Genomic DNA, 21475 nt, shown 5'->3' with positions numbered 1-21475 from the left:
TATCTTCCTTAAAAGGTCTAACCTGGCGGCCAATTCAACTGACGTCCACCCAAGCAATGAAGGTGAATATGATATACACTTTGACAACCATCAACATTACAATTCATAACCAGTCTATAACCACTTTCAGAAAATCCACGCTCTTTAGCAATCATTACTGCAGTAGTATTTAGTTTTCCTAGCATAGCCTCATCAGTCGCATCATTAGGAGTAGAAATATGCTCTTTTGGTATTACTAAAAAATGCTCAGGAGCTTGTGCATTTATATCTTTAAAAGCCAACACATTATCATCTTCATAAAGTTTTTCAGCAGGTATATCGCCCTTAATAATTGAGCAAAAAATACAATTTTTCATAGTTCATTTTTATATCTTTCAAATTCTATTATTAAAGATACACTAGAAGAACATATAATTAATAAATAATAATTAATAAGGTCAGTCTACATGCTCTCTACTAAAACTCTAGACACACTCTTTAAAACAGCACGCAGTCATAAGGGATGGTTAAATAAAGGCATTACTAATGATCAAATTCATCAAATCTATGATTTGCTAAAATTTGCACCCACCTCTGGCAATTGCTGTCCTGCAAGGTTTACATTTATTCAAACTGCTGAAGCAAAAAATAGAATCAAGCCATCCTTGGATGAGGGAAATATTGACAAAACTATGCAAGCTCCTTCTGTAGTAATCATTAGCTACGACACTAAATTTTATGAAGCACTACCAACCCTATCTCCACATAATGATGCTAAATCTTTTTACGAAGGCAAAGATAAAATAATAAAAAATACTGCGGAATTTAACTCAGCGCTCCAAGGTGCATACTTTATTATTGCAGCTCGTTCTATAGGTCTAGATTGCTGTCCAATGCTTGGATTTAACAAGGAGACACTAAATCAAGAATTCTTCCCAGATAATAAGAATAAAGCTATTTTTATTTGTGGAATTGGTTATGGAGATGAGTCAAAATTACGCCCCCGAGCACCACGACTAGATTTTGAGGAAGCTTGTAACATTATATGAACACTAACTCAAAATAATATTTACAAAACAATTATTACCAGTACTTAGGATAACTTCTATTTTTAGATAAGTTGTTATAAAGAAGTGCCACCATTACGACTAATACAGAGCCTATCAGAGTTGGCATCCATAAATAATCCCAATTAGCACCAAGCAAAAAAACAATAAATGGATTAGAACCTGCCGGTGGGTGAGGAATCCTTAAAAACTGCATTAATGCTATAGCAAAAGCCAAAGCTAAAGCCATACTCCACCAATCAGAACTAACAAGATGGTAAAAAATAAGCCCAATAAGAGTTGAAATAAAGTGACCAACAATGACATTTCGAGGCTGCGCAAATGGAGAATCAGGAAGCACAAATAAAACAAAGATTGATGCGCCAAATGAGCCCATAATAATTGGCTCATTAGTGTAATACGCTAAGAATCCAATGACGCATGCTGCTAGGAAAACACCTAAAGATATAAAACCCATTTCTTTGAATGATGGCCTAGGTGGGATTGTTGCTGGAGAGCCTTTAAGTTTAGTAAGATAAGACATATCTTGATCCTTAGCAGAAAGGTAAGAATTATATATTAAATTATTAACCCTACCCTTGAATCAAGAAATTTTCACACTCTTTCTAGTAAAGTATTTTTGTAATATTAGGCCTGAACAAATAAGAATAACTCCAAAAATAGTTGAAGCCAAGATATCCTCTTCTAATACAAAATGAAGAATTAACAGAGATAAAAAAGGGGTTATAAAAACAAGACTTGCAACTCTTGAAACAGTTGTTGAGATTTTTAAAGCTGACTGCCAAAGAACTACGGAAATCCCCATCTCAAATAGACCTATATATGCAGAGCCAATGACGCCGTTTAATGAGGGGATAATAAATGAATCACTAAAGTAAGTAATTATCAAAATATAGGGCAAACTAAATAAAAAAATTAAAAATAAACTCACTACAGAGTCATTTGAATTTTTGGTGTTGAAAAGCCAAAATAAAGACCATATGACAGTCGTAATTAGAATGTAAACAACCCCTAAAGAATTCTCAAACTGCATTGAAAATACATCACCTTTTGAAGCGATCACAACAACTCCAACATAACAAACAATAATTGAAAGAAAGGATTTAATATCAATTTTTTGCTTAAGAATTGGAATGGATAAAATAACAATCATTATTGGCCAGCTAAAGTTGATCACCATGGCCTCCTGTGCAGGCAAAATGTCATAACCTTTAAAAAGAATTATGTAATAAAGGCATGGGTTTAAAAGTCCAAGAAAAGCGCATTGCATCAGAGCACGCTTCGAGAAACTCTTAATTAAGCCAATCTTACCTTGAATAAGGGCAATAAAAAAAAGCACTATTACTGAAAATAGTGTCGAATAAAAAACCAACTGAATAGGCTCTAAATGTTCTAACGCAAGCTTAAAAGCGGTAGCAACAGTAGACCAAAAAAAAATAGCAATGCCTGCAAAAAGGTAAGCTTTATTTTGATTTGAAAAACCTAAAAACATATTATTTTATTTGGTTACTTGATACAAGCATAATTGACAAGTTACGCCCTCTTGAGTATTGTACTTTGAAGTATGGTGTTCAACCTGCTTCCACAAATTAGAGCGCTCTAATTCTTTGATAATTTTTTCATAAGGCGACGCCTCCCACTCTTGCTTTCGAACTGTAAAGCTGATATACCCATCATTTTTTGTTATTCTTATCATTTCATTAAGGGCTTCAGGACCGACATGACCGCATGTAAAAGTACCCGCACAAACAATAGCATCAAAATAGTTATCTTCAAACCCTATCTTTTGAGTTAAATCACATAAAAATAGAGACTCATAAACATTTTTTTTGAGAGCTCTATTGAGCATTTCCTTGGAAAAATCCACACCAACTATGTTTTTATATTCCTTGTTATAAAGAATATCACCTACCAGTCCAGTTCCACAACCTGCATCCAATATCTTGGCTCCCTTATTCTTTAAGTGCCTAAGCAGAGCCTCAGTTGTAACTAAATGACCAACGTAACCAGCTAATTGAATAACGTCATTCTCATATTCATCCCAATTTTTATAAAGCTCCCCTAATTCATCTTGATTTGACACATGCAGTGTTTTAAAAATTGTAGGAATCATATTTCTAGTATTCTTCATAAAACTTTACGCATAAGAGACTTCAGTAAGCTTTCTTGAGTGGACTATTTGCCCTTTATAAGAGCATAACTATACATAATAAGTCCGACCCAAACGCCAATAAATCCAAGTAATTGATTGAAATTAACAGGCTCATCATATAATACATAGCCAACTAAAAATTGTAACGTAGGAGTAATTAAGAATAATATACCTACGGTTGTCATTGGGAGCAATTTTGCACCTGCAGTGAATAATGCTAAGGGAACAACAGTAACAATCCCTGCCAAAATTAATAAAATATCTGTTGACACGTTTATATTAAAAATAGCTAAATCATAATTTGCATTAAACCATAAGCTAAATATAAAAATAAACGGCAAAAGAAGTAATGTCTCAATATATAACCCTGGAACTGCTGAAGTAACCATTGCCTTTCTTGCAATTCCATACAATGAGAAAGTAAGTCCGATAAGAAGACCAAGCCAAGGAAAGGAGTCACCACTAAAAACATAATATAGTGCACCTATTGTTGCAAAGAATACTGCCCACTGCTTAAGTCTAGAAATTCTTTCTTGGAAAAAGATATAGCCACCAATCATGTTTATTACTGGAGCTAAGAAGTAGCCCATAGATGCCTCAACTACCCGCTCTAAATTTACAGCAAGAATGTACCCTCCCCAATTAATGGTGATGAGGATGGCAGTTAAAAATAAGAAAAATAATTCTTTTTTTGAGGATATTGCAGCTTTAAAATTTTTATGCCATGACGGTTTGAAGTAGACAAGAGCAAAAAGAACAGGAATTGACCAGAAGATCCTGTGAAGAAGAACTTCAGACGGGTTGACATGGTTCAGCAATGCCCAATAAAGAGGGAATGCTCCCCACATCAGATAGCCTGAAAGTACAAGCAAGATGCCTTTATTCATAAAGCAAAAACTTACATAAGAAAAACGCCTATTGTAGACTAAATAATCTAATGTTATTTTTATTAATGCTTATAGTAATCTTTTTCAAAACTAGTACTACTTAGGGAGTCATTCTCACTAGTTTTTTCATTAATTTCATTTAAGTTTTCATTAATTCTAAATAAAATTACAACCATTTCACAGGCTACTCGAGAGGCTAAAGAACCTCCAATTACCCAGACTAGGCCACGCCAGAAATCACCTTCAAGGAATATGTCTCCAAGCCCTTTTGTTATAAAGGCAAATAACAGTATCCAATAGAAAAGCGTTATAAGCTTTGGAGTAACCATCTCATCTAGATAAAACATGTAATGGTTATCTAACTTATCTATTGAAAGTTTAAAAGCTTTTTTTATACCTTCTAAGATCTCATTGTTATTCATTTTGATTGCCCTTATTTTTCTTCAATCTAAGTTAATATAATACCAGTCTAAGAAAATGTTGTAAATTCATAATTAAATAGAAAATTTAAAAATAAAAAAAAGCCCGTCTTATGACGGGCTTTTTAGTCAAAATTTAAAGCTTATTACTTATGGATTTTTACGTTAGTAAATGCACCACCAATAACTTCACGCTCTGCATATGAACCATTAGCTGTTCCACCTGCGTCAAATTCAACGCCTGTAGCACCCACATAGTCAACTACTAAGCCACCTGAAATCCATTTAAGGCAGTTAGCTAAGTCACCAGCATGACACTCCATACCTGGACCATTTGCAATACCCATTACTTCTGCTTGAATAGCTGCTCTATCTGACGAACCTGCAGCCTGTGAAGCAAGAATAATTAATGCCATAGCGTCATAAGATTCAGCTGAATATACACCAGAACCATCAACATCACCAGCTGCAGCTACTGCAAGCCAGTTAGCACCAAGAGTTGCATCAGGAGAAGGTAAAGTACCCCATGATCCATCTCCAACAGCAGCTTCAGTTACTGCACTGATCATACCATCACCAAATACGTAGTCAGAAAATGCACCAGTATCTTCAGAAGCAGCAATAATTCCTCTACCACCAGTATCAGCATAACCTAATATAGCTAAAGTAGCTGAGCCACCTGCAGACAATGCAGCAACATCAGCTGAGTAGTCAGCTTTGTCATCATCATGTCCAGCCATAACTGTAACTGTTCCACCCATAGCTTCATAAGCAGTTACAAATGCATCGGCCAAACCTTTACCATAGTCACTATTTGAGTGAGTTACAGCCATATCAGTTTGTCCTCTTGACATTGCAATACTTGCAAGTACTGGACCTTGTCTAGCATCTGAAGGAGCAGTTCTAAAGAACCATCCACCGTCTTCTAGAGTAGTTAAAGCAGGCGAAGTAGCTGATGGTGAAATTGAAACAATACCATTAGGTACAAGCACGTTGGTTATAACTGCACCAGTATTACCTGAACAGTTAGGGCCCATAATAGCCATAACATTATCATCGTTAATCATTTTTTCTGCTTGAGCAATCGCAACGGCTGGATCGATACATACTGAATCGCCCTGCACAACATTGATTGTTCCTTGGAGGTAGTTACCAGAAGCATTAGCCTCAGTTACTGCTAAGTTTGCACCACCAGACATCGCACCAATCATTGATTCAAGCGGTCCAGTAAATCCCTGTAGCTCTCCTATAGTTACATCAGCATGTGATACTGACGCCATTGTAGCTGATAATACAAATCCAGCTGTTGTTTTTAAATAACCTTTCATTTCGTCTCCTAAAATATAAAAAAGAGTCCCTACACCTAATAAAGTATTAAAGCGTATTTCTTATGGGAATCTTCTTAATGATAAACAGTTTCCTGTAGTTTGTGTTAAAAATATTATAAAAAAAAATGAACTAAACCTTTCTAGAATAGTTCATTTCAGCCCAATTTAAAGAACATATTACAGTTCTTTATTTTTCTCTGGAAGAATTCCTCCAGGAGAAAATCTCATGATCAAAAGCATTATGCTGCCCATAAAGATAAGCCTTAGATAGTGAACTCGATCTTCTATAAACTCTAATGATGTATTTCCTTCTTGAACATAATTACCAAGCATTTCAACCACCCAAAGGCCTATAGGACCTGACTGAATCCAAATAAACCACATAATAAAAGCCCCTAGAACCGACCCTAAATTATTACCTGAACCTCCAACAATTACCATCACCCAAATCAAAAAAGTAAATCGAAGGGGCTGATATGCAGTAGGAATAAATATTCCATCATAGGTAACTAGTAATGCACCTGCGATACCTACAATTGCTGACCCAATAACAAAAATTTGTAAATGTTGACGCGTAATATTTTTACCCATCGCAGAGGCTGCCACTTCATTATCTCTGATTGCCCTTACTTTTCTGCCCCATGGAGAATTTAAAGCAAGATTAGAAAGAACAATGAAGGCGACTAAAATTACAAGAAATAAACCTGAATAACTTAGCTTTACAAATACGACCGATGCCTCTCGCACATAGTCACCTAGCTTATCAATTTGCTCTGATTGAGATAAAAACTGCAGCTCTGACTTGTGAATCCAAGCAACAATATTTTGAAGCCATTCTGATTTTTGCATATCAACTTCGTAAGGAACAGGTCTTTGAAGTCCATATACATTCTTAAGTCCCCTTACAAACCAGTCTTCATTTTTGATGACATAAATAATAATCTCAGAAATTCCGAGAGTTGCTATCGCAAGATAATCAGACCTTAAGCTCAAGGTAATTTTTCCAATCCACCATGCAGCTCCTGCTGCAGCTAAACCACCCACTATCCAAGAGAGCATTATAGGAAGTCCAAAACCACCTAAATATCCTGTAATTGCAGGATCTACCTTTTCAATTAAATTTGAAGCTTCAGAAAAATAATATCTTGTTAAGAGATAACCAATAACTACTATTAAAGATATTAACCATCTATTGACTCCCCTTCTATTTAACAATACTCCTGCAGCGATCGTTGCAGCCCCTAGAGTCAAAGCAAGAAGCATCTTTATACCACCAGCATCTATCGCCTCAGTTACAGGTTGCTGAGAAATCAAAACAACACTAACGCCTCCCAAGGCGGCAAACCCCATAATTCCAACATTAAATAATCCAGCATAGCCCCATTGAATATTGACACCTAAAGCCATAATAGCTGAAATCAAAGACATGTTAATAATACCTATTACAAGCGCCCACGACTGATTAAAGCCAACAAATAACAGCACAAGGCCCATTAATGCAAAACTAATAATTGCTCTATACGATTGCCAAACATTATTTAGATTATTCATCGACTATTACCTTCCCTTTAAATAACCCAGTAGGCTTTATTAAAAGAACAATAACCAAAATTACAAAGGATATTGCGTATTTATACTCTGTACCAATAAGCTGCACCAAAGAAGAAGGATGCATAGATAGTGGCAATAAGTATATTAAAAACTTTTTGTAAGCATAAGTAAGGAGTATTTCAGAAAATGCAACTAAGAAAGCACCTGCAATTGCCCCAATTGGAGAGCCAATACCTCCAACAATGACAGAGGCAAAAATTGGTAAGAGTAATAAATGATATTGTTGAGGTGCGAAGCCTTTATCTAGTCCATAAAGTGCGCCAGCTATTGTAGTAAGAACTGCAACCAATAGCCAAGTTATTTGAACCATCTTATCTGGATCAATACCAGAAAGAAGAGCTAGTTCTTTATTGTCAGAATAAGCCCTCATAGCCTTACCCGTTTTGGTTTTTTGTAAAAAATAAAATACAAAAGCAACTAATAAAAAAGCGATGGTAATAGTTAAAAATTGAGATGTTTTAAAAGCAATTCCTTGCTCAAGGCCGGTATAAGCCTTAAACTCTCTAACAGAAAAAATAAACCTCTCGCCATCTTCAAATTTTTGCGCAGTAGCGCCTAATACGAACCTAACTATTCCCCCAGTAACAAACATAACACCTATTGAAGCCATTACGATCGTAATTGATTTTGCTTTTATTTTACGATAATGCCGATAAATCAACCTGTCCATTGTAAGTAAGTACATTGAGGTAAATACTATAGCTATAGGGATTACTAATAGAGCAGTGGGAATTCCTGAAATTGTCCATCCTCTACTAATCATAAAACCAGTAAGCAATATAACAATCATTGTGCCAAACGCCATACTATCGCCTTGAGCAAAATTAGAAAACCTCAATACTGAATAAACTAAAGTTACAGATAGTGCTCCCAATGCTAATTGTGAGCCATAAGATAATGCAGGAAGAATTACAAAATTGGTTAGTAAGGCAAATGCATTAATAATATCAATTGAGTCTGACGTCATCTAACCTCCTAAAAACTTTTTTCTAACTTCAGGGTTATTTATGAGTTCTTTACCAGTTCCAGTATGCTCATTACGTCCAGAGACTAAAACGTAGCCCTTATCAGCTATGTTAAGAGCTTGCTGTGCATTTTGCTCAACCATAAGAACAGCCATACCAGCATTTCTAACATCTAATATATTAGAAAAAATTTCATCCATCACTATTGGTGAAACTCCTGCTGTTGGCTCGTCTAAAAGCATAATTGAAGGTTTTGTCATCATAGCCCTTCCAAATGCAACCTGTTGTCTTTGGCCGCCAGAAAGCTGCTCTGCAAGTTGTTTGCGTTTGTCATAGAGAATCGGAAAAAGCGCGTAGACCTCTTCAATTGTTTTATTGATGTCATCTTGCCTAATAAAACCACCCATCTGAAGATTTTCTTCAACTGTCATTGAAGGGAAAACATTTTTTGTTTGAGGAACAAATGCTAATCCATGGCTAATTCTGTCCTGAGTAGAAAGCATTGAAATATCTTTTCCATTTAGCGTTACTGAACCTGAAGTTGCCTCCAGCATACCGAGTAAAACTCTCATTACAGTAGACTTTCCTGCACCATTTGGACCAACAATTACTGCAAGCTCACCTTTTTCAACTTCAACAGAGCATTCATGGAGTATTGGAACAACTCCGTATGATGCAACTAAATTTTTACCTTCAAGATAAGCCATTAACTCGTAGCCTCGGTCTTAATTCCTTTACCTAGATATGCCTCAATAACCGCATCACTACTTTTAATTTCATCAGGGGTGCCGCTTGTCAAAATTCGACCTTCAGCTAAAACTACTACTGGATTACAAAGCCTTGAAATAAAATCCATATCGTGCTCAATCATACAAAACGTATACCCTCTTTCTGAATTAAGCCTTAATATGGCATCACCAATCTGATTAAGGAGTGTTCGATTAACGCCTGCTCCAACCTCATCTAGAAGAACAACCTTAGCATCAACCATCATAGTGCGAGCCAACTCTAGCAATTTTTTTTGGCCACCAGAAAGATTACCCGCTCTTTCATTCTTAAGATGGCTAATACTAAGAAAGTCAATTACTTCTTGTGCTTTTTCTTGAAGTAACTTTTCTTCTTCTTGAATTTGTCTTCTCTTTAACCAAGTATTCATCAAATTTTCACCCAGCTGATTGGCAGGAACCATCATTAAGTTTTCCAAGACACTTAGTGTTGGAAACTCATGTGCTATTTGAAATGTTCTTAAGAGTCCTTTATGAAAAAGCTGGTGAGAAGTTAAGCTTGTTACGTCTTCACCATCAAGAATTATTTCACCCTCTGTAGGCTGATAAAGTCCAGCAATCAAATTAAACATTGTGGTTTTTCCAGCACCATTTGGACCCACCAAACCAGTTATCGAGCCTCGTTCAATACTCAAGTCAACACAATCAACTGCCTTGATTCCGCCAAAATGTTTTGATAAATTTTTAACTGTTATCATTATTTAAGTTTTTGATTGAGTTGCTTTTGTCAAAAAAGGCTAAATTATCCAGCAAAAAACCCCTCTATGGAAATCATTTAAGGCAAAACCTTATTGAAATTTTTAACAACAACGCTTGAATATACTCCGGCAGCAACATAAGGATCTTCGTCAGCCCAGGAGCGCGCCTCTTTAAGATTTTCAAACTCAGCAACAATAAGTGATCCTGTAAAACCTGCATCACCGGGATCTATTGAGTCGATAGCAGGATGAGGACCCGCTAAAATAAGGCGCCCTTCATCTTTTAATTGAATTAAACGAGCAACATGATCAGGTCTAGCGCCTATGCGTTTTTTAAAACTATCCTCTACATCTTGAGAAATAATTGCATACAACATTAATTACTCCTAAAGTTCTAAAACATCTTGCATTGAATATAGCCCACTAGGCTTGTTATAAAGCCAGTTAGCTGCTCTTACAGCACCATTTGCATAAATCATTCTAGAAGATGCTTTATGTGTTATTTCAATTCGCTCACCTTCCATAAAAAAAGTTACAGTATGATCGCCAACAACATCACCACCTCTAATCGATGAAAATCCAATGGTATTTAGATCTCTAGGCTCATCAATACCTTCACGGCCATATACTGCGCAGTTAGCTAAGTCTCTTCCAAGTGCATTTGCAACAACCTCACCCATCTTGAGAGCCGTGCCTGAAGGTGAGTCAACCTTATAACGATGGTGGGTTTCAATAATTTCTATACTAGAATCTTGCCCAATAACTTTTGCAGAAGTCTCCAACAACTTAAGCGTTAAATTAACTCCAACACTCATATTAGGAGCAAAAACAATTGGTATCTGAGTTGAAGCTTGCTTGATTACTTTTAGCTCATCATCACTAAACCCAGTAGTTCCAATGACCATAGCTTTTCCAGAATTTTTACAAATTGAGATGGCCTTCAGAGATGCCTCGGGTCTTGAAAAATCAATTAAAACGTCGAAATCTTGGAGTGAATCATTAAGGTTATCACCCTTATCAAAGCCCGCACCTAATGTCGCACTATTATTTAAATTGACAGCCTCAACAAGGGTTTGCCCCATCTTTCCTTTAGATCCGTTTATTGCAATTCTAGTCATTTATAGAATCCTCTAATAAATCATTATTTTTAGTTACTTCATCAATCTTTTTGAGAGTTTCAAGTAATGTAAACATTAAGTTCATTGGCATAGAGTTAAGGCCATCACTTTTTGCAAGCTCGGGATTTGGATGCGTCTCCATAAAAACACCAGAAACGCCAACTGCAACAGCTGCTCTAGCTAAAACTGGTACCATTTCTCTTTGCCCACCAGAAGAGGCTCCCTCTCCACCAGGCTGCTGAACAGAGTGAGTTGCATCAAAAACAATTGGACAGTTTGTTGACCTCATGCTTGAAAGGCCTCTCATATCTGAAACAAGTGTGTTGTATCCAAAAGATGTCCCTCTATCACAAACCATAATTTGTTGATTTCCTGTTGCCTTGGCCTTCTCAACAACATTGACCATATCCCAAGGCGCTTGAAATTGGCCTTTCTTAATATTCACAGGAAGTCCTTGACCACACACATTTTGAATAAAATTAGTCTGCCTTACAAGGAAAGCAGGCGTTTGAAGGACATCAACTACTGAAGAGACCTCATCTAGAGGTGAATCTTCATGAACATCAGTTAAAACAGATACTCCCACTTCAGACTTTACTTTTTCTAAAATACGAAGCCCTTCTTCAATACCTAGACCACGGAAACTATCTGCACTTGTTCGATTAGCCTTATCATAGGAAGACTTATAGATGAAATTGATATTAAGCTCGCTACAAACTTTTTTCAAATAGCTTGCACTTTCCATTGCCAAAGACTCTGACTCAACGACACATGGGCCAGCAATCAAAAAAAATGGGCGATCAATTCCAGCCTGAAAATCTAGTAAATTCATGTACTTCACTCATTACTTAAATATATACGTAAATTATATTCGTTTAAAATAAGCATTGTTATAAATTCATTAAAACCATGGCACAAAAAACACCCGACATACTTAAAAAAATTGTTGCTCGAAAGCAAGAAGAAATAGCAGAGTCAACAAGGCGGCTTCCAATTGAAAAAATGATTGAGCTAGCAAATAGTGCAGATACCCCCCGAGGTTTCTTTAATTCATTAAACAAAAAAGTAAAAGAGCGTCAAAGTGGAATAATTGCTGAAATTAAAAAAGCCTCTCCAAGCAAAGGTGTTTTAAGAGAAAATTTTGAGCCCGTAGAAATTGCAAAAAGCTATGAAGATGGAGGTGCAAGCTGCCTTTCTATATTAACAGATCGTGATTTTTTTCAAGGTGATCCTTTGTATTTGATAAAAGCACGAGCTGCGGTTTCATTGCCAGTTATTCGTAAAGATTTTATTATTAGGCCCTATCAAGTCTATGAATCAAGGGCGATGGGGGCAGATTGTATTTTACTAATTGTGTCTTGTCTAGAAGATTATGAAATCAAATATTTAAGCGATCTTGCTTTATCTCTCAATATGGATGTATTAGTTGAAATTCATGATTTAAATGAGCTACGTCGAGCGCTTAAATTAGATTTACCAATGATTGGAATTAATAATAGAAATCTTCGAAACTTTGAAGTTAGCCTTCAAACCACCATTGACTTGCTTAGTGAAATTAGCGGTGATAAACTTGTGATAACTGAATCAGGAATTGCATCTAAAGCTGATGTTGAGTTGATGCACCAGAATGATGTATTTGGTTTTTTAATTGGCGAGGCATTTATGAAGCACTCAAATCCTGGCCAAAAACTTAAGGAGTTTTTTAAATGAATCTTTCTGTAAATTGGGTTGATGGCATGCTAATGGTTGGTAAATCTCATAGTGGCCACTCTATTACGATGGATGGTCCCATAGAGATTGGTGGCGAAAATCTTGGCGTTAGACCGATGGAAATGCTTCTGCTTGGAGTTGCAGGTTGTACTATGATTGATGTTATTACAACGCTTAAAAAAATGCGTCAAAACCTATCGCATTGTGAAACTAGAATTAGTGCTGAAAGGGCAAATGAGCATCCAAAAGTTTTTACTGATATACACATTCAATTTATTGTTAAAGGTAAAGATTTAGATTCAAAAAAAGTTGATAAAGCGATTACACTTTCAGCTGAAAAATATTGCTCTGCATCAATCATGCTAGGGAAAACTTCAAAAATTACTCACGATTTTGAAGTCCTTGAATAAAATTTTATTAAACCGTTATTACTAAAATACTCATTTAAGATAATTCCAGTATAATATTCCTTCTTCGGAGAGATGGCCGAGTGGCTGAAGGCGCTCCCCTGCTAAGGGAGTATAGGCTTTAACTCCTATCGAGGGTTCGAATCCCTCTCTCTCCGCCATACTCATATTACTCGAAAGAACTTTAGCTTTTTATGCTAATTGAATATTGGTATATATAGCGTAAAATCATCTCTATACAAAAATCTACTGATTAACATTTTTATGTCATTTTTTAAAATAATTACGGCTTTTTTTAATGGTCAAGTTAAAGCTCACACAGGACAATTTGGAGAAGATGTAGTCATTAAAAAACTTTTTGATCGTAAAAAGAAAAATGGTTTTTATGTTGATCTTGGGGCAAATCACCCATTTCTTCATTCAAACACAGCTTTTTTTTATCATAAAGGCTGGCGTGGAATAAATGTTGATGCTAACAAAAATTCTATATCACTTTTTAATAAAATAAGAAAAAAAGATACTAATCTTAATTATGCAATTATTTCATCTAAAGAATATGCTAAAGGCATAAAAACTATCGACCTCTATCTTCCAGATAAAGCAACTGGCCCGGGTGGAATTACTGCAACAGCATCTGTTAAAAAATCAATTGCTTCTGAACGAAATTTTATCAAAAAACAGGTAGTTGAATCCATCGATATAAATACTTTATTCAATGCTTATAGTATTGTTGAGATAGATTATCTCAATATTGATCTTGAGGGTGTAGATGAGGAAGTTTTATTTGACATAGACTTTAGCAAATTTAAAATTTATTTAATTGCTATTGAAGACTACACAGCAAATATTAACCCTTCTACTCATTCAAATATTACTTCTTATATGATAAAAAATAATTATGATTTTACCTCTAGGGTCGGCCCTACTTCAATATTTGTAAGAAGAGATTCATTTGACTATAATAAACATATAATCAAAAATTAGTAGCTTATTATTTTTTTAAAAAAATAAGCATTGGCATAATTAATTAAATACCTCATGAATACTCCCACGGCAATTTATTGGCTTCGTCAAGATCTGAGATTATCAGACAACCCAGCACTCTTTGCAGCTGCAAAAAATAATTCAATACTGCCTATATATATTTTAGATGATGTAAATTCTAAAGATTATTCGATGGGAGAGGCAAGTCGTTTTTGGTTGCATTATTCTTTACACTCTCTTAATAAAAGTTTGGATCAAAACTTATCAATTTACTCTGGAGACCCAATTGAAGTAATATTAGAGATTATTAATCGATTAGATATTAAAGAGATATTTTGGAATCGCTGTTATGAACCATGGCGAATTAAACGTGATACGCATATAAAAAAAGAACTTGAGTTAAAAGGCATTTCAGTAAATACTTTCAATGGCTCATTACTCTGGGAACCCTGGACAATAAAAAAAGCGGATGGAACTCCATATAAAGTTTTTACGCCATACTTTCGAAAAGGTTGTCTTTTGTCTGACGAACCGCGCAAACCAATTTCTACTCCTGAAAATCTAAATCTTTTTCATGATAAAAATAGTTTAAAAGACATTAATGCTTTGTCTTTATTACCCTCTACTAAATGGGACATTGAAATGAAATCATTTTGGAATATTGGTGAACTTGGTGCAAATAACCGATTAACAGAATTCCTAAATAATGGAGTAGAAAATTATAAAGAAGGTCGAAATATTCCATCAAAACCTTTTGTATCTAGACTATCTCCCCATCTTCATTTTGGTGAGATTTCTCCCAATCAAGCTTGGCATGCTGCACAGAAAAAAGGCGATGATACTAATATTGACCACTTCTGTAGCGAGCTCGGTTGGCGCGAATTTTCATACACACAGCTCTACTTTAATCCTGAACTTCCTAAAAAGAATTTGCAATCCAAGTTTGATCTATTCCCATGGGATCAAGATGAGCAAAAATTAATTGCTTGGCAAAAAGGTCAAACTGGAATACCTATGGTTGATGCAGGAATGAGGGAGTTATGGCTAACTGGCGCAATGCATAATCGAGTAAGAATGGTTGTAGGTTCATTTTTAGTTAAAAATCTTCTACTTCACTGGCATCATGGTGAAAGATGGTTTTGGGACTGTTTAGTAGATGCAGATTTAGCTAGTAATAGTGCAAGCTGGCAATGGATTGCAGGTTGTGGGGCAGATGCAGCGCCCTACTTTAGAATTTTTAACCCAGTCACGCAGGGGCAAAAGTTTGACTCGGATGGGGAATATATTCGTAAATACATCCCTGAAATAAGTGAGCTACCAAACAAATACTTATTTAATCCTTGGGAAGCACCCCAAGAAGAATTAGATATGGCTGGAGTTGTTATTGGAAAAGACTATCCAAAGCCTATTATAGATTTAAAATTATCTCGCCAGAATGCGCTTGAAGCCTTTAAATCTTTAAAAAAAGTAGATGATTAATCATCAAAGCTCTGTTAAAGCCCTACTCTAAAAAATCATTAACTGACTGACTCCAATCAGGGTGAGTATGTTTATTCCAATAACTCCGATGAAGTATTCTGGTAATTTTTCCAGGGACACCTTTGCCAACTAACTTATTATTTATTCTTGTAATTGGCATTATTCCTCCCGCTGTTGAAGTTGCAAAAACTTCATTTGAATCTTGAAGCTTTTCAAGTGATATTGAGTTCAATTGAAAAGGAATGCCTAATTCTTTTGCTAAATCAAGAACTGTATGCCTAGTTATGCCTTCTAAAACTCCCTGATTAGGGGAATGAAGCCCATCCTTATCTACACAAAAAATATTAAAGCCTGGCCCTTCTGAAATATTATTTTCTTCATCCACAAGGATTACCGTGTCATGATCTAAGTCATAAGCTTCATACATTCCACTTACCAAATCAAGCCAGTGATAATTTTTAATTCTTGAATCAATAGAATTAGTTGGTATTCTCCTTCTAGCACTTACTAAAACGTCCAATCCTTTCTCAAAATCTTCGGGCTTCAGAATCCAGCTAAATGGAACAGCAAAAGCAATAAACCGAGGCTTAGATTTGCGTGGATCTCTGTCAAATTTAGGGGACATTCCTCTAGTTTGAATCATTTCTACATAGACATCATCCAATCCAGATCGATGGACACAACCAGCAAGTATTTTTTTAAGCTCATCACGGCCAACTATACAAGGCATTCTTAATTTTTCTGTTGATTCAAAAAATCTGTCAATATGCTTATCTAAGCGAAAAAAACGACCTTTCCAAACATGAACAACATCATAAGTTGCATCAGACCTTAAAAAACCCCAATCTAAAATTGGAATACGAGCTTCAGATAGTTGAATGAATTCACCATTCAACCAGGCTGCTCCTTTTGGAAAAATATCTTCTTCCAAGATTATTTACTTAGTTCCAAAAATCTTATCACCAGCATCACCTAACCCAGGAAGAATATAGCCATTTTCATTTAAAGAGTCGTCTACTGCAGCTATAAAAAGATCTACATCAGGATGAAGTTTAGTTACCCTTTCTAAGCCTTCAGGAGAGGCAACTAGAAATAAACCAATAATTTTTTTGCAACCCTTCTGTTTTAGAAGGTCAATTGTAGCAAGGAGGGTTCCTCCAGTTGCCAGCATAGGATCAATAATTAAGGCAGTTCTTTGATCAATATCTGTAATAACTTTATCGAAGTATGCAACCGGATTTAAAGTTTTTTCATCTCTGTAAAGACCAACGACACTCACTTTCGCATTTGGAACCAAAGTCAATACACCATCAAGCATTCCCAAGCCAGCTCGCAAAATAGGAACAATTGATAATTTTTTTCCAGATAACATTTGAGTGTTTATTGCTTCTCCTTGCCAGCCATTAATTTCACGGTCTTCGAGTGGCAAATTCCGAGTAGCTTCATACGTCAATAGACTTGCAACTTCATTAGCTAGTTCACGAAATTGTTTTGTGCTAATTCCATGTTGCCTAAGTAAGGCAATCTTATGTGCTAAAAGAGGATGTTTAATTGCGTTTAGGGGCATTGATATTCCTTCAAAAAAAACTTATTAAGAAACTAATTTTACATGTTAATACAATTTGTAATATTTTTCTAAAAATCATATAAAAAGAACAAGTATTATTACCTCATAATAAAAAAATAAAAGGTTTAAATGAAATTTGGAATTTTAGGTGAAGCGAAAATTGCTCGCGAATATGTTGTTCCAGCAATATTAGCTGCAGGACATGAAGTTACCCATGTTGGAAGAAGAAATCCTGGTCAAGTACCATTACCAAGTATCTATAAAGATGTTATTGAGACTGACTATGATGCTCTTCTATCAGAGCCATTAATAGATGCAATTTATAACCCGCTCCCAAATCATCTGCATGTGCCCTATTCTATTCAAGCACTTAAATTAGGCAAGCATGTTCTTTGTGAAAAGCCAGTTGCCCTTAACATGAATGAATTAAAGGAATTAGAATCAGCAGCTGCAAGTAGTGAATCTTTTTTTTATGAAGCCTATATGGTAAGAAGTCACCCACAATGGGCATGGCTTAAAGAGCTTGACATTGGAGAGTATCAATCATCTCACTTTATTTTTAGCTATCCTGACCAGCCTAAAGGCAACATTCGAAATCGCAAAGTAGATGGTGGTGGCCCCTTATACGACATTGGTTGTTATGCAATATTATCAGGATGTATGCTATTTACAGGCGCCCCTAAAGTTCTTTCAGCAACTGCAATAATGAGTGATCACTATGATATTGAGAAGCAAGTTGATGCAACACTTCAATGGCCAAATGGCGAAACACTAAGCTTCACTGTTTCAGGTAATGCAGCACTTTGCCAAGCATTGACGGTTTTAGGATCAAATGGCTGGGCAAAACTAAGCGTTCCAGTTAACCCACCTGAAATTACTTATGCTTATTGGGCGAATGGAGGTTTGCAGGAAGGTACTAAAGTTAGCTTTCCACCATGTAATCAGTACAAACTTATGATTGATGACTTTGTATCGCTTGCAGAATCTAAATCTAAGTCTAATTTTTTAATTTCTCAGATTGTTACGAAAACTATAAATGAAATCCAACTCAAAGCTGGTTTAATCATATAAATAAATCATTTGAAACTTCAAAAGAATACTATGCGATAGAATAATTTTTGTTGCATCACATGGTATCTTATAACGCTATGAAAAAAGACACTCCATTTACTATAGCAGGCAGAACTTTTAACTCTAGACTCCTCGTTGGCTCTGGAAAATACAAAGATCTAGAAGAAACCAAGTTAGCCACTGAAGCCTCTGGTTCAGAGATTATTACTGTGGCAATTCGTCGTGTAAATATTGGCCAAAATCCAAACGAAGAAAGCCTTCTTGACGCTGTCTCTCCTAAAAAATATACAATCCTCCCAAATACTGCAGGCTGTTACAACGCAAAAGATGCTGTTAGAACTCTACTTCTAGCAAGAGAATTGTTAGACGGACATAACCTCGTTAAATTAGAGGTTCTGGGTGATGAAAAAACACTTTATCCTAATATTGTAGAAACTCTTGAAGCATCTAAAATACTAATAAAAGAAGGTTTTGATGTCATGGTTTATACTTCGGATGATCCTATAGTAGCTAAAGAACTTGAAGAGATTGGTTGCTGTGCAATTATGCCATTAGCCTCTCTTATTGGATCAGGCCAGGGGATAGCTAATCCTTTTAATATTAAGCTAATTAAAGACCAGGCCAATGTTCCTGTCCTAGTTGATGCTGGGATTGGCTGCGCAAGTGATGCCGCAGAAGCAATGGAACTCGGGTGTGATGGCGTACTTATGAATTCTGCAATTGCAAATGCAGAAAACCCTATACTGATGGCAAGTGCAATGAAGCATGCTATTATAGCTGGACGTGAATCCTATCTTGCAGGCAGAATGATTAAGAAAAGTTATGCAAGTGCATCATCACCTATGGAAAATTTAATATAGCCTTAAGATGTTAGTGCAATGAACTTCTCAAAAAATATAAGTGATATTGAGCAGAATCACTTACTACGTTTAAGAAGAATTGCTAATGGTGCCCAGGGCGCTATTATGGAAATTGATGGCAAGAAAATTGTGAATTTTTGCTCAAATGACTACCTATCTCTAGCCAATCATCCTAAAATTAAAGAGGCACTAATTGAAGGAGTAAAGCTATATGGAGTTGGATCAGGAGCATCTCATCTAGTAAGTGGTCACTCAAAATCACATCATATATTTGAAGAAGCGTTAGCTGAACATACTGGCCAACAAAGAGCACTGCTTTTTTCATCAGGCTATAGCGCAAATCTTGGAATATTTTCTGCTCTAAGGGATGAAATCAAATGGTCACTCCAAGATAAATTAAATCATGCATCATTAATCGATGGCGCCAGACTAATTGGCGTTCCAATTCAAAGGTATCTCCATAAAAATCTTGTCTCACTTCAAAAGAAGTTAAAAAAACAAACTGGCTCTGGCCTGGTTGTAACTGATCATATTTTTAGTATGGACGGGGATAAAGCAGATATTTCAGAAATTTATAAAATTCTAAATCAAACTGATGCAATATTAATGCAAGATGATGCTCATGGATTTGGCGTTTTTAATCCAACAATCCCTAAGCATTCGATTTACATGGCTACGCTAGGAAAGTCTGCTGGTGTTATGGGGGCCTTTGTAGCTGGAGACGATGACTTTATAGAATTTTTAATCCAAAAATCAAGGCCATATACCTACACTACTGCCATCCCCCCTAGTTTTTGTCATGCAGGTCTTATGAGCCTAGAGTTAATTAAAAAGGGTGAACAAAAAAATAAGTTATTAGCTAATATTAGTCACTTTAAGAATATTTATAGGCAATTAGATCTTCAATTTGAAGAATCTGATAGTGCAATTCAACCTCTTGTTGTAGGCTCAAGTAATGTAGCTCTTAAGCTAAGTAACAAGTTATTTGATGAAGGTTTTTTTGTTAGCGCTATTCGGCCTCCTACAGTTCCTCCTAACACTGCCCGACTTCGATTTACATTATCAGCGGGTCATAGTGAAAAGCAAATTGAAACACTTTTAAAAAAGGTAAAAGATGTTATGGCATAAAACTATAGGTGATGGCCCAAGTCTAGTCTTATTACATGGATGGGCCTTTAATAGCGATATATTCCAAAGCTTGATAGATAAATATAAGGCAAACTATCGAATAACAGTTATTGATCTTCCTGGCCATGGAAGAAGTAGAGATATAGATGGAAATATTGAAAGCTGGTGCAATGAACTAACTAAGATAATCCCGGAGCAATCAATCTTACTTGGTTGGTCTTTAGGCGGCTTACTTTCAACCTATATTGCAAGTCAAATTGAGGTTAGTAAGTTAATTCTAGTTGCTGCAACACCCTGTCTTATAAATAATGAAAACTGGAATTATGGAATAAGTAGTGAGGTATTTGATCAATTTGCAATTAATTTAAAAAATGATAGTACTAAATCACTCAAACGTTTCGTAAGCCTTCAAAGCAAAGATAAGTCTCAACTTCAAGAGCTTTACAAATCAATTCAAAAATATCCAGCCTCACATAGTGCGCTAAATACTGGATTAGAAATAATCATTAATTCTGACTTGCGAGATATTTATAAAGATATTGCAGTACCTAAAACTACTATCCTTGGCTCACTTGATACTCTAGTCCCAGTAAAAATTAAAGAATGGTATGAGGCAGTTGGCTCACAAACCTCTATTATTCGCTCTGGTCATCTTCCTTTTATTGATAAAGACTTTAAACTTTAATCACCAGCTCTTTCAAGATTAGTTTCAATTCTAATAACTATCATGTTTTTGGTATAATTCAAATAATTTCCTCACCAAAATCAAAATGAGTGCACTAGTTGGAGTTATTATGGGCTCAAAGTCAGATTGGCCCACAATGAAAATTGCCACAGAGATGCTTGAAGAATTAAGTGTTCCTTATGAAGTCAAGGTTGTCTCAGCCCATCGCACTCCTGATTTAATGTTTGAATATGCCGAAACAGCTCAAGCAAGAGGCCTTGAAGTAATTATTGCTGGTGCTGGTGGTTCTGCCCACTTACCAGGAATGGTTGCTTCAAAAACAATTATTCCAGTCTTAGGGGTGCCAATTCAGTCTAAGGCATTAAGTGGTCACGACTCTTTACTGTCAATTGTTCAAATGCCTGGTGGAATTCCTGTGGGCACGCTTGCCATAGGGGAAGCTGGCGCAAAAAATGCTGGAATTTTAGCAGCCCAGATCGTTGGTAACCATAATGAAGAAGTAAGACAAAAGGTTACTAAATTTCGTTTAGAACAGACTCAAAGTGTTCTCAACAATCCTAATCCTGACAAATAAC

26 protein-coding genes and 1 tRNA gene are annotated in these 21475 nt (G+C 35.8%); 11 read left to right on the top strand and 16 right to left on the bottom strand.

Features of this window, described 5'->3' with window-relative positions:
• Positions 1–17: 17 nt before the first annotated feature.
• Positions 18–356, bottom strand: coding sequence for a histidine triad nucleotide-binding protein (locus tag ABXT49_RS02325; RefSeq protein ID WP_416652843.1), 339 nt, complete (start codon positions 354–356; stop codon positions 18–20).
• A gap of 90 nt (positions 357–446) precedes the next feature.
• Here ABXT49_RS02325 and ABXT49_RS02320 point away from each other — a divergent pair, with 90 nt between their 5' ends.
• Complete coding sequence (locus tag ABXT49_RS02320) at positions 447–1028, top strand: malonic semialdehyde reductase (protein WP_416652841.1); 582 nt, start codon at positions 447–449, stop codon at positions 1026–1028.
• Between the two features lie 34 nt (positions 1029–1062).
• Here ABXT49_RS02320 and ABXT49_RS02315 read toward each other — a convergent pair whose 3' ends face one another.
• The 13 genes from ABXT49_RS02315 to kdsA form a co-directional block, all read right to left on the bottom strand.
• A complete protein-coding gene (locus ABXT49_RS02315; RefSeq protein ID WP_416652839.1) occupies positions 1063–1569 on the bottom strand; it encodes an HPP family protein in 507 nt (168 codons plus the stop codon).
• Positions 1570–1629: 60 nt separating this feature from the next.
• A complete protein-coding gene (locus ABXT49_RS02310) occupies positions 1630–2538 on the bottom strand; it encodes a DMT family transporter (RefSeq protein ID WP_416652838.1) in 909 nt (302 codons plus the stop codon).
• A 6-nt stretch (positions 2539–2544) separates the two neighbouring features.
• Complete coding sequence (locus ABXT49_RS02305; RefSeq protein WP_416652837.1) at positions 2545–3177, bottom strand: class I SAM-dependent DNA methyltransferase; 633 nt, start codon at positions 3175–3177, stop codon at positions 2545–2547.
• 44 nt (positions 3178–3221) lie between these two features.
• Complete coding sequence (gene rarD / locus ABXT49_RS02300) at positions 3222–4085, bottom strand: EamA family transporter RarD (RefSeq protein ID WP_416652835.1); 864 nt, start codon at positions 4083–4085, stop codon at positions 3222–3224.
• 62 nt (positions 4086–4147) lie between these two features.
• Positions 4148–4507, bottom strand: coding sequence for a DUF4282 domain-containing protein (locus tag ABXT49_RS02295; protein ID WP_416652833.1), 360 nt, complete (start codon positions 4505–4507; stop codon positions 4148–4150).
• A 143-nt stretch (positions 4508–4650) separates the two neighbouring features.
• Positions 4651–5832 (bottom strand): ABC transporter substrate-binding protein, encoded by a 1182-nt coding sequence (locus ABXT49_RS02290; RefSeq protein WP_416652831.1) that lies wholly within the window; start codon positions 5830–5832, stop codon positions 4651–4653.
• A 177-nt stretch (positions 5833–6009) separates the two neighbouring features.
• A complete protein-coding gene (locus ABXT49_RS02285; protein ID WP_416652829.1) occupies positions 6010–7383 on the bottom strand; it encodes a branched-chain amino acid ABC transporter permease in 1374 nt (457 codons plus the stop codon).
• Positions 7376–8410 carry a branched-chain amino acid ABC transporter permease gene (locus ABXT49_RS02280; RefSeq protein WP_416652827.1) on the bottom strand — a complete coding sequence of 345 codons (1035 nt, stop codon included), beginning with the start codon at positions 8408–8410 and terminating at the stop codon, positions 7376–7378. Before ABXT49_RS02280 ends, ABXT49_RS02285 begins: the two co-directional genes overlap by 8 nt.
• Positions 8411–9115: an ABC transporter ATP-binding protein gene (locus ABXT49_RS02275; RefSeq protein WP_416652825.1), complete on the bottom strand. Its 705-nt coding sequence runs from the start codon at positions 9113–9115 to the stop codon at positions 8411–8413.
• On the bottom strand, positions 9115–9891 hold the full coding sequence (locus ABXT49_RS02270; RefSeq protein WP_416652822.1) for an ABC transporter ATP-binding protein: 777 nt from the start codon (positions 9889–9891) through the stop codon (positions 9115–9117). Before ABXT49_RS02270 ends, ABXT49_RS02275 begins: the two co-directional genes overlap by 1 nt.
• Positions 9892–9968: 77 nt before the next feature.
• The gene (locus tag ABXT49_RS02265) at positions 9969–10268 is read right to left on the bottom strand and encodes a YciI family protein (RefSeq protein ID WP_416652820.1); all 300 of its coding nucleotides are present in this window, start codon (positions 10266–10268) and stop codon (positions 9969–9971) included.
• A 9-nt stretch (positions 10269–10277) separates the two neighbouring features.
• Positions 10278–11009, bottom strand: coding sequence for a 4-hydroxy-tetrahydrodipicolinate reductase (gene dapB, locus ABXT49_RS02260; protein WP_416652818.1), 732 nt, complete (start codon positions 11007–11009; stop codon positions 10278–10280).
• Positions 11002–11841, bottom strand: coding sequence for a 3-deoxy-8-phosphooctulonate synthase (gene kdsA / locus ABXT49_RS02255; RefSeq protein WP_416652815.1), 840 nt, complete (start codon positions 11839–11841; stop codon positions 11002–11004). Before kdsA ends, dapB begins: the two co-directional genes overlap by 8 nt.
• Positions 11842–11918: 77 nt before the next feature.
• Between kdsA and trpC the strand changes: the two genes are divergently transcribed.
• The 5 genes from trpC (at position 11919) to ABXT49_RS02230 (ending at position 15589) form a co-directional block, all read left to right on the top strand.
• Positions 11919–12719, top strand: coding sequence for an indole-3-glycerol phosphate synthase TrpC (trpC, locus tag ABXT49_RS02250; protein WP_416652814.1), 801 nt, complete (start codon positions 11919–11921; stop codon positions 12717–12719).
• Positions 12716–13129, top strand: coding sequence for an OsmC family protein (locus ABXT49_RS02245; protein WP_416652813.1), 414 nt, complete (start codon positions 12716–12718; stop codon positions 13127–13129). The genes trpC and ABXT49_RS02245 overlap by 4 nt, the downstream gene beginning before the upstream one ends.
• A 66-nt stretch (positions 13130–13195) precedes the next feature.
• Positions 13196–13287, top strand: a tRNA-Ser gene (locus ABXT49_RS02240).
• A 103-nt stretch (positions 13288–13390) separates the two neighbouring features.
• Positions 13391–14110, top strand: a complete 720-nt coding sequence (locus ABXT49_RS02235; protein ID WP_416652811.1) for an FkbM family methyltransferase — start codon at positions 13391–13393, stop codon at positions 14108–14110.
• A gap of 54 nt (positions 14111–14164) precedes the next feature.
• Positions 14165–15589, top strand: coding sequence for a cryptochrome/photolyase family protein (locus ABXT49_RS02230; RefSeq protein WP_416652810.1), 1425 nt, complete (start codon positions 14165–14167; stop codon positions 15587–15589).
• 22 nt (positions 15590–15611) lie between these two features.
• On the opposite strand, the gene ABXT49_RS02225 is transcribed toward ABXT49_RS02230, so the two are convergent.
• The gene (locus ABXT49_RS02225) at positions 15612–16520 is read right to left on the bottom strand and encodes an aminotransferase class IV (protein ID WP_416652809.1); all 909 of its coding nucleotides are present in this window, start codon (positions 16518–16520) and stop codon (positions 15612–15614) included.
• Positions 16521–16526: 6 nt separating this feature from the next.
• Entirely contained in the window at positions 16527–17156 is a 630-nt protein-coding gene (upp, locus tag ABXT49_RS02220) for a uracil phosphoribosyltransferase (RefSeq protein WP_416652808.1), read from the bottom strand.
• Between the two features lie 129 nt (positions 17157–17285).
• On the opposite strand from upp, the gene ABXT49_RS02215 reads away from it, so the two are divergent.
• From ABXT49_RS02215 to purE, 5 genes are all read left to right on the top strand, one after another.
• Complete coding sequence (locus ABXT49_RS02215; RefSeq protein ID WP_416652807.1) at positions 17286–18227, top strand: Gfo/Idh/MocA family protein; 942 nt, start codon at positions 17286–17288, stop codon at positions 18225–18227.
• Positions 18228–18304: 77 nt separating this feature from the next.
• Positions 18305–19087, top strand: a complete 783-nt coding sequence (locus tag ABXT49_RS02210; RefSeq protein WP_416652806.1) for a thiazole synthase — start codon at positions 18305–18307, stop codon at positions 19085–19087.
• Positions 19088–19105: 18 nt separating this feature from the next.
• On the top strand, positions 19106–20215 hold the full coding sequence (locus ABXT49_RS02205) for an aminotransferase class I/II-fold pyridoxal phosphate-dependent enzyme (RefSeq protein ID WP_416652804.1): 1110 nt from the start codon (positions 19106–19108) through the stop codon (positions 20213–20215).
• A complete protein-coding gene (locus ABXT49_RS02200; RefSeq protein WP_416652802.1) occupies positions 20202–20900 on the top strand; it encodes an alpha/beta fold hydrolase in 699 nt (232 codons plus the stop codon). Before ABXT49_RS02205 ends, ABXT49_RS02200 begins: the two co-directional genes overlap by 14 nt.
• Before the next feature lie 85 nt (positions 20901–20985).
• Positions 20986–21474, top strand: coding sequence for a 5-(carboxyamino)imidazole ribonucleotide mutase (gene purE / locus ABXT49_RS02195; protein WP_416652801.1), 489 nt, complete (start codon positions 20986–20988; stop codon positions 21472–21474).
• The last annotated feature ends 1 nt before the right edge of the window (position 21475 follow it).

It is taken from the genome of Candidatus Pseudothioglobus sp. Uisw_086 (assembly GCF_048085745.1).
GTDB lineage: Bacteria > Pseudomonadota > Gammaproteobacteria > PS1 > Pseudothioglobaceae > Pseudothioglobus.
This window is presented reverse-complemented; position numbering and strand designations above follow the sequence as displayed.